This is a genomic window from Ensifer sp. 4252 (genome assembly GCF_050434565.1).
Classification (GTDB): Bacteria; Pseudomonadota; Alphaproteobacteria; order Rhizobiales; family Rhizobiaceae; genus Ensifer.
In genome coordinates, this window is the sequence record NZ_JBNDIU010000031.1 from 45,452 (window position 1) to 52,644 (window position 7,193).

7 protein-coding genes are annotated in these 7,193 nt (G+C 60.7%); 2 read left to right on the forward strand and 5 right to left on the reverse strand.

Annotated features, from left to right (window positions below):
- Nucleotides 1-125: 125 nt before the first annotated feature.
- On the forward strand, nt 126-335 hold the full coding sequence (locus ABIE33_RS32415; RefSeq protein WP_429132697.1) for a hypothetical protein: 210 nt from the start codon (nt 126-128) through the stop codon (nt 333-335).
- 314 nt (nt 336-649) lie between these two features.
- Here ABIE33_RS32415 and ABIE33_RS32420 read toward each other — a convergent pair whose 3' ends face one another.
- A complete protein-coding gene (locus ABIE33_RS32420; protein WP_429132699.1) occupies nt 650-1,801 on the reverse strand; it encodes a hypothetical protein in 1,152 nt (383 codons plus the stop codon).
- 446 nt (nt 1,802-2,247) lie between these two features.
- Here ABIE33_RS32420 and ABIE33_RS32425 point away from each other — a divergent pair, with 446 nt between their 5' ends.
- Nucleotides 2,248-2,898 (forward strand): YceH family protein, encoded by a 651-nt coding sequence (locus ABIE33_RS32425; RefSeq protein ID WP_429132700.1) that lies wholly within the window; start codon nt 2,248-2,250, stop codon nt 2,896-2,898.
- A 71-nt stretch (nt 2,899-2,969) separates the two neighbouring features.
- Here the strand turns inward: ABIE33_RS32425 and ABIE33_RS32430 are convergent, their stop codons facing one another.
- The 4 genes from ABIE33_RS32430 to ABIE33_RS32445 all read right to left on the reverse strand — a co-directional run bounded on the left by ABIE33_RS32430 (nt 2,970) and on the right by ABIE33_RS32445 (nt 7,093).
- Nucleotides 2,970-3,131, reverse strand: coding sequence for a hypothetical protein (locus ABIE33_RS32430; protein ID WP_202596151.1), 162 nt, complete (start codon nt 3,129-3,131; stop codon nt 2,970-2,972).
- 514 nt (nt 3,132-3,645) lie between these two features.
- Nucleotides 3,646-4,494, reverse strand: coding sequence for a sugar phosphate isomerase/epimerase family protein (locus ABIE33_RS32435; RefSeq protein ID WP_429132703.1), 849 nt, complete (start codon nt 4,492-4,494; stop codon nt 3,646-3,648).
- The gene (locus tag ABIE33_RS32440) at nt 4,491-5,816 is read right to left on the reverse strand and encodes a DUF6005 family protein (protein WP_429132705.1); all 1,326 of its coding nucleotides are present in this window, start codon (nt 5,814-5,816) and stop codon (nt 4,491-4,493) included. The genes ABIE33_RS32435 and ABIE33_RS32440 overlap by 4 nt, the downstream gene beginning before the upstream one ends.
- Nucleotides 5,813-7,093, reverse strand: a complete 1,281-nt coding sequence (locus tag ABIE33_RS32445) for an AMP-binding protein (protein WP_429132707.1) — start codon at nt 7,091-7,093, stop codon at nt 5,813-5,815. The genes ABIE33_RS32440 and ABIE33_RS32445 overlap by 4 nt, the downstream gene beginning before the upstream one ends.
- Nucleotides 7,094-7,193 lie beyond the last annotated feature (100 nt).

Below are 7,193 nucleotides of genomic sequence, written 5' to 3' on the forward strand. Positions count from 1 at the left end.
TAAGAATCCTTTTGTCGACACGATAAATACTTCTCCGCGCCCGTGGGATCAACTCTGCATAGGTAGGGGACCGAGATCGCGACCCTTTCCCCAGCGTTGGCCTCGTTCGGCAGCGGCTTGCCGATGTGGCTGAGCGGGCCGGAACGAGCGCGAGCAACATCCATAAATATGTCGAGCACAAGGATGCGCCGTTTCACGCCATCGTCACGCCGGCGCTGGCGGCAAGACTGCTGACGCTGATGCGCGCCCGCGTGCGCGAACTCGGCAGTATCGGCCAATGGGTCCTCGGCAAATGCAGCGGGATCGGAGCGTGCCCGCTTTCCTGCAGTTCCTGACCCAACACCGGCTGGCTGTTCTCATCCTGCTTCGCGGGTCGCAGGGCACGCGCTACGCCCATGTGCCGCCACTGATGACAAGGGAAATGCTGCGGCTTGCGTCGCGCCCTGTGACCGACCGGCACAGCGACGAGGCGCTGACGCCGCTGCTCTTCTTTACGCTCGACAGGACGATCGACACGATCGGCGACATTCTCGCCAGTCAACGCTATGCGCCTTCGATCGCCGCTTCGAACTTTCTGGCGCTTTCAGCTCGCCGGCTTGCGGGCACTGTTGAACCCGGCGGCATCACACGAGCGATAGCTCGTCGCTGGTCAAAGCGCCGGTATGTTGCCTGGCGAAAAATCCGCGAAGGCCGCCGCCGGCAATGGTCCTGCAGTCAGCAAGGTAAAATCGAAGGATGCGCGAACGTCCGGACCGAGCACATACTGGCGATGAACGCGCAGGAAGTTGCGCCTGATCCTCCGGTAGCGGTCAGGTGACAGCATATGCTTGACCTTGATATAGGCGATGGATGGCTGCTTTTCCTGCGGATGTCCGGCGAGGGCGACGACGCGCGTCTTGTAGAAATTGACGACATCCGTCAGGCATTGGACCTCGAACCAGAGGATCTCCTTGGCGCGGGCGATTGTCCCGACGCGGGCCCGCAGGGCCTGTGCCGGCCCCATCAGCGCGCATTGCAGGATCGCGCCGCCAAGTGTTGCGAACACCACCTGTTTGCCCCCGAGAATATCCGGCTGCCGCTCGATCAGCATGCCGATGACATGCGCGGCGGTGCTCGAACCCATGCTGTGCGAACTGATCAGATATTCATCCGCCTCCTCGCTGAACGCCTCGCGCGCGGCATCCGCACAGCTTTCGAGCCAACGGTTGAAATCGGGCCGATCCAGTCGCGCCATGGCCACGGCCATTTCCCAGTCGGCAAACAGATGCAGCGTATGGAACTTCGTGGCCAACGGCAGCAGGATCTGTTGCAACAGGAGGCCAGCCAGCGGCACGCTCCACAGCAGGTTCCACCTCGAAAGGCTCAGCCACTGTGGAATGAATGCGACGACAAGGGCGATTGCCGTCATCAATCCGGCCAGCAGGAAGGGGAACAGGAAAAACAGGCCAAACCGCCAGGCATGGCGAAAATAGCCCCAAAGTCCGCCGTTGAACGTTACATCCAGCGCACTGGCAAATCCCCCGAACAGCCGGCGAACGAACGCTCGGCGGCTCAAGGTGTCGACCAGCACATCGTGATCGAAAACATAGATGCGGCTGGAAGTCTGCCAGTCTGGTCCGGCACAGTCGACGTCGAAATGCGTCGCCGCGCCCGTGCTCACCAAAGGACCGGCATCGGACTTGAAGCCCCACACCTCGGCGCTCTGCCGCGCCGAACGGGCGTAACGCTGGCGGTGCGCCTCCGCGTCGAAGGGCTCAAAACCCGGAAAATGCAGTACGACCCTCTTTTTAACACGGGACATGGGGGGCTTCTGTGATGATGGTTTCGAAAGTTGCCGTCAGGCGACGCGGCGGTGATCCCGATTGGGTGACCGCTGGGCATCTGGCCCCGTAAGGCAAGGGAGGGCAGAAGTGGAATCAGCTTGAAATTGACCGGCACCGTATCGATGCGAACTGCGGCGCAATCGTGATCGAACGAGCGACTGCGGCCGTGTCTGATGAAATAAATTCAGGGCGACGGTTGGGGTCGAGTGGGTTGCCTTCAGTCGCTTGTTGCGGGTGATATTCGGACTTCGAAACCGGAAAGCAACTTGGCCTTGGCCGTGCAACGGTCTATCGAGGGATGCCGTTCGGCCGGCCGGGGATTTCGAGGCTTTCTGCCAAAGACGGGCGGAAAATCTGGGTCCAGATCAATCCGGTTGGAGAGCCTGGGGTTGCCGTTGAACTCGTTGCCGAGAAGAGTGAGCTTATGAACACCAATCCAGACACCGATTTTCCCGAACTCAATGCGATCGAAGCCCGTGTCCTTGGCTGCCTGATCGAGAAGAAGGAAACCACGCCTGACGTCTACCCGCTGACGCTCAACTCCCTCCACTCCGCCACCAACCAGAAGACGGCGCGCGATCCGGTGATGGCATTGGAACAGGTGGATGTGCATCGTGCGCTCAACTCCCTGGTCCAGAAGGGATTGGTCCGGCAGGCCTTCGCATCGCGCGTCGAGCGTTATGAACATCAGGCTGCCAACCGCTTTTCGCTGACGTCGCCGCAAATCGTCGTGCTCGGGCTGCTTTTGCTGCGCGGTCCGCAGACGGCCTATGAGCTCTGGTCTCGCAGCGAGCGCATGGCGCGGTTTCAATCGGTAGAGGATCTCAAGGACAACCTCGATCTGATGATCGGGCGTCGGCCCCCGCTCATCGTGCAGCTGAACCGCGGCGCCGGCCAGCGCGAAGACCGGTTTGCGCATCTTTTGTGTGGCGAGGTCGATCAGACGGTCGCCGCTGCCCCGAGCATGCCGTCCTTCGCCACGTCAGACCTGTCCGAGCTGGAACAACGCGTGCAAACGCTGGAAGAGACTGTCGCTGTGCTCCAAGCTGAAATTGCCGCGCTCAAGGGGCACTGAACGGTCGTTGCGAAAATACAGCCTCGATCCTTAAGATTGGAGGCCGGCCGCCGTGGCGGCCGGCCTCATGCTTACTTTCCGGCCGATGCCGCAGCCGTCCTTGCGGCCTCCGCTTCACCGATGGCAGCGGCGCATTCTTCGCAGCAGACTTCCACCGTCTTGCCGCCGAGCTTGACCTTGATGCTGTTCTGATCGAGTTCGCAGTCGCAGGCCGCACAGGTTTTCTGGCTCATTGTCTTCGTCTCCTCTTGGTCGTGGTTTCGACCGTCAGAGAAGACCATCTGCATGGCAGCGCCGCTGTCAGATTCTTTAGCGATCGACGCGACCGTTGGCTGGTGGCAAGGCGGTACGTGAGTATCGATCGGGCGCACACGCTGCGGCCATGCACGCCGTCCGTATCCCTGCCGGCGCAAGCTATGTTTGGGTTTTTCTGCCCGCCTTGGGGAGTGCTGAAACAGGTGCGACGATTTCCCAGGCGCCCGTGTCGCGCGGAGAAAAATAGACCCATAAAAGTTGATTGATTTTCGGCTGCAAGATCGCCAGAGTAGCGAGGTAGAGCACAGCTCGTCCGCTTCAAGTCGAAAATGAACTAAGATGCGAACGAGGCAGTATTTCAGTGTTCCGAAACTATATCGATAGACATTTGCAAGACGAAAACAAAAACAAAAAATAGGCCCCGGCATGTACAGCCAGGGCCATTTTTTTATGCGCTGCACCGGCAAGAGTCGATGGCAACGTCGAGCGCGATCACGAAAATTTGACTGTTCTGCGAACTGGTTCAGTTCCCTCGATCACGCGGCGAACCTGCCTGCGATCGCGACGCAGGATATCGAGGCAATCATTGCCGAACCATTCCAGCGATGCATCGAGTTGTTCGTTGCCCCCAATCTCCAGGAGAAAGCCGGCATAATCGACAGTGCCTTCGAACAACGGCGTCATGCCGTCGCGTCGGCCGGCGGCGGCATAGACGTTCGCCGGTTCGAAGACCGAGAGGTCAGACCGGTCGCGGATGTTCTTCAGATGGTAGTGGCGGATGTGCGGTTTCATCTGCCGATGCACGGCGATGGGGTCGTCGCCGCCCTCCCAGACGTGCAGTGTATCGAAGTTGATCGCGAAGGCGGGGTGGTCGACCTCCGCGATGAGACGCAATGTCGAGGCCGCAGTATCGGCCAACGTTTTCGGATGTGTCTCCGCCAGCAGCTGAATGCCGTAGCTGGCGGTGATCGCGCATATCTCCTTCAGCCTGTCGACGATGCGTTGCCGCTCGTCGTCGGAGACGGAGAGACTGCCGCAATTGCCGGCGAAGGTGCGGATCTTGCGGGTTCGCCAGCGGCGCGCGAGCCTGCAGAGTTCGACGGTCTTGTGCCTAAGCGTCTCCGGATCGCCGTCGAGCGGCAGATAGTCGCTGATCATCGACACTTTCAGCCCAAAGGTATCGAGCCAATCGGCATTGCGGTCCGGTTGTTGCGCCAGATTGCGCGCATGCGCGCCCCAAAGCTCGATGCCCTGGAAATCGTTGGACTGCGCCCAGGCTGCGATCTCGCCGAGCGAAATCAGATGATGGCGAAACGTGATCGTGCACAGCGAGATATTCATCGCGCAACCCTTTTCAGCATGGGCCTCTTCAGCATGGAAATGTCAGCGGCAATGTTCTGCTCGCACCAGAGATCGAAGATCTCGGCGAGCTTGCCTTTCAGCTTCGTCTCGATCCGGTCGGCTTCCGCCAGCCGCCCGAACACCGGGTCGGCCAATGCGCGGTCGCCGGTCTGGCTCAGCTTCATGCAATCGTAGTGCAGCGTTTTCAGCGCCTGGACGAGCGCCTCGATCTCTTCGCACCAGCCTTCGAACTCGGCCGCCGGCAGCTTCAGCGCCCGCCAGAAGAAGGCAAAGCCGTGCTCGTAGGCATATTTGCGGATCGTGATGACAGGCACTTCGCGGACGGCCTCCGTCAGATCGGAGAGATCGATGCCTCCGCGTCCCTCGAGATGAGCCATGACGATTGTGCGAACGGTGTCCACTAGCGGGTTATTGTCTCGGATGAAGCAAGCCTCGAAATAGGCCTTGAGGTCTTCGGCGGCGGGGGCTCGCGCCTCCGCGTTGTCGAAGACATAGCCGCCGCCGACGGTCGGCTGCATCACCGCATGGATCACCTTGTCCCGCGCGATTTCGCCCTCCCAACGGTAATCGGGATCGTGCACGAACCATGTGTCGGGATCGCCAGTTTCCTGCAGCATGAGGTAATGCGGGAAGGGGTTCTGGTTGAATTTGTTCTCGCGCTCCGGCAGATGGAACATGTCGAGCATGACCATGACGGAACCGGTTTCTGCGCGCCGGCTGACCAGATCGAACATCACGGCGAGATTGTCGCTCTTGCTGATATCCGGGTCGTACCATTCGCGAACGGTGACGCCATACAGGCGCTGAAACCAGCTGCGGAAAAACTCCTGGCTGATTTCGGGTGCGTGATAGAGGAGCTGAAAGCGGTCGCTGAGGGCAAATTTCGCATCCCAGACACCGAAATAGAACGGCCGGTGATCCAAGCCCTGCCGCTTCAGCCCGTCGCAAACGCAACTGACGAAGCAATGGACCTTGATGTCGTAATAGGCCTCGCCGTGTACGCCTTCGTCGCTCGTGCCACCGGTCAACGGGAACGACGGGATGACTGTCGCGGCAACCTTCGGCTGATAGAGTGCGACGAGATCGGCAACGGTCTGGACGTCCTGCCGGGCGATTGCTTCTTCGGGAACGCTCAGCCCGTATTCCAGCTCCAGATTGAGAAAGATCTGCAGGATCAGGACGGAATCCAGGTAGAGATCCTCGTTGAGGCGTGCTTCCGGGCCAAAGCCGTCGAGATGCGGATGCATCATGTGCTCGCTGAGGACCGTGTGGATTGCTTCCAGGGTTTCGTTGCTGGTCATGACGCTGCTCCGGCGATCGGTTTGCTGAACTCGCCGGCGGCGTGGCGGGCGGCAACCTCGCGGCGGCTGATCTTGCCGTTGGCCTGGCGGGGGATGGCATCGACCTGGCGGATATCCATCGGCAGCTGATGGCTGGCGAGGTGCTGGCTGCACCATTCGCGGATCGCCTGCGGTGCGACGGTTTCGCTGGCGCTGAACAGCAGCGCCACGCGCTCGCCGGCAAAGCGGTCGCCCATGCGGAAGGCAACTGCATCGCTGACGCCTGCCATGGCCATCACCGCATCCTCGACGTCCCGGGGATAGACGTTGAGACCGGAGACATTGATCATGTCGTCCATCCGCGACACGAAGACCAGCATGCCGTCATCGCGGCGATAGCCGAGATCGCGGGTGTGGATGGCGATGCCGTCGTCCTTCGTCACGACGATCTCGCCCGTGTCCTCGGCACTGCTTCCGGTTTGGGGGAGAAGATGCGGTAGCACAAACCCCATGTCGCCGGCGGCGGTGACATCCGGATTGATGGCGATGCATCCGGCTTCGGAGCAGCCGTACTGCTGGAACATGTGACGGCTCTTGGCCCTGATCTGGGCAAACCAGGGATCCGGCAGCAGCGTGCCCGACGTCATCGTCGCATGGATCTGCTCGCCTTCCGGCAGGAGCCGGGCAAGCGTGTGCAGGATCGCCGGTGACGAATAGAGCAGCGGCCGCTCGATTTCGCGCAGGACCTTCAGGAGGTATTTCGGATTGGCGGTGTTGACGACAACAGGCGTCTGGCCCCGCTTGAGCGCCACGAGGATGCCGCAAATCAGGCCGTAGGAATGGGTCGTCGGGCAGGCGACGACCGGGGTCATGTTCGCCGGTTCGCGGAAGGTGGCGATATAGCTTTCAATCTCGGCGTCGATATCCTCCCAGCTTCGCGCCACGCATTTCGGCGCCCCTGTCGTGCCCGAACTCATCTGGAGCAGCGTTCCGACCGGCAAGGCGTTCGCCGGTCGTTCCAGCACTTCTGCCGTCAGGCTGTTGTAGAATAACCGGTTGCAGCCGGCGCCGATCGCAAGCTTGCGCGCCGCGGCATAGGGCGTTCCCGGATGGATCGGCAACACGCTGGCGCCGGCCTTGTGGATCGCAAAAAACAGAGCCAGCCAGTCGACGGTTTCGGCAAAGCAAACCGCATAGCGTCCGTCGTCGCGGTCTTTCAGACCGATCTGCCCGGCCAGGCGTGCGGATGTCTCATCGAAATAGGCGCGATCATAGAGCCTGTCGTCGATACGGATCATGGCTTTCTCCAATGAAAGAACGCAAGGGGCAGAACGCCTTGAGTTGGCGGCTTTCCTTGGGTTCGGTTTTGTTCTGACCGGCTTTTTTGCCGATCGGCTC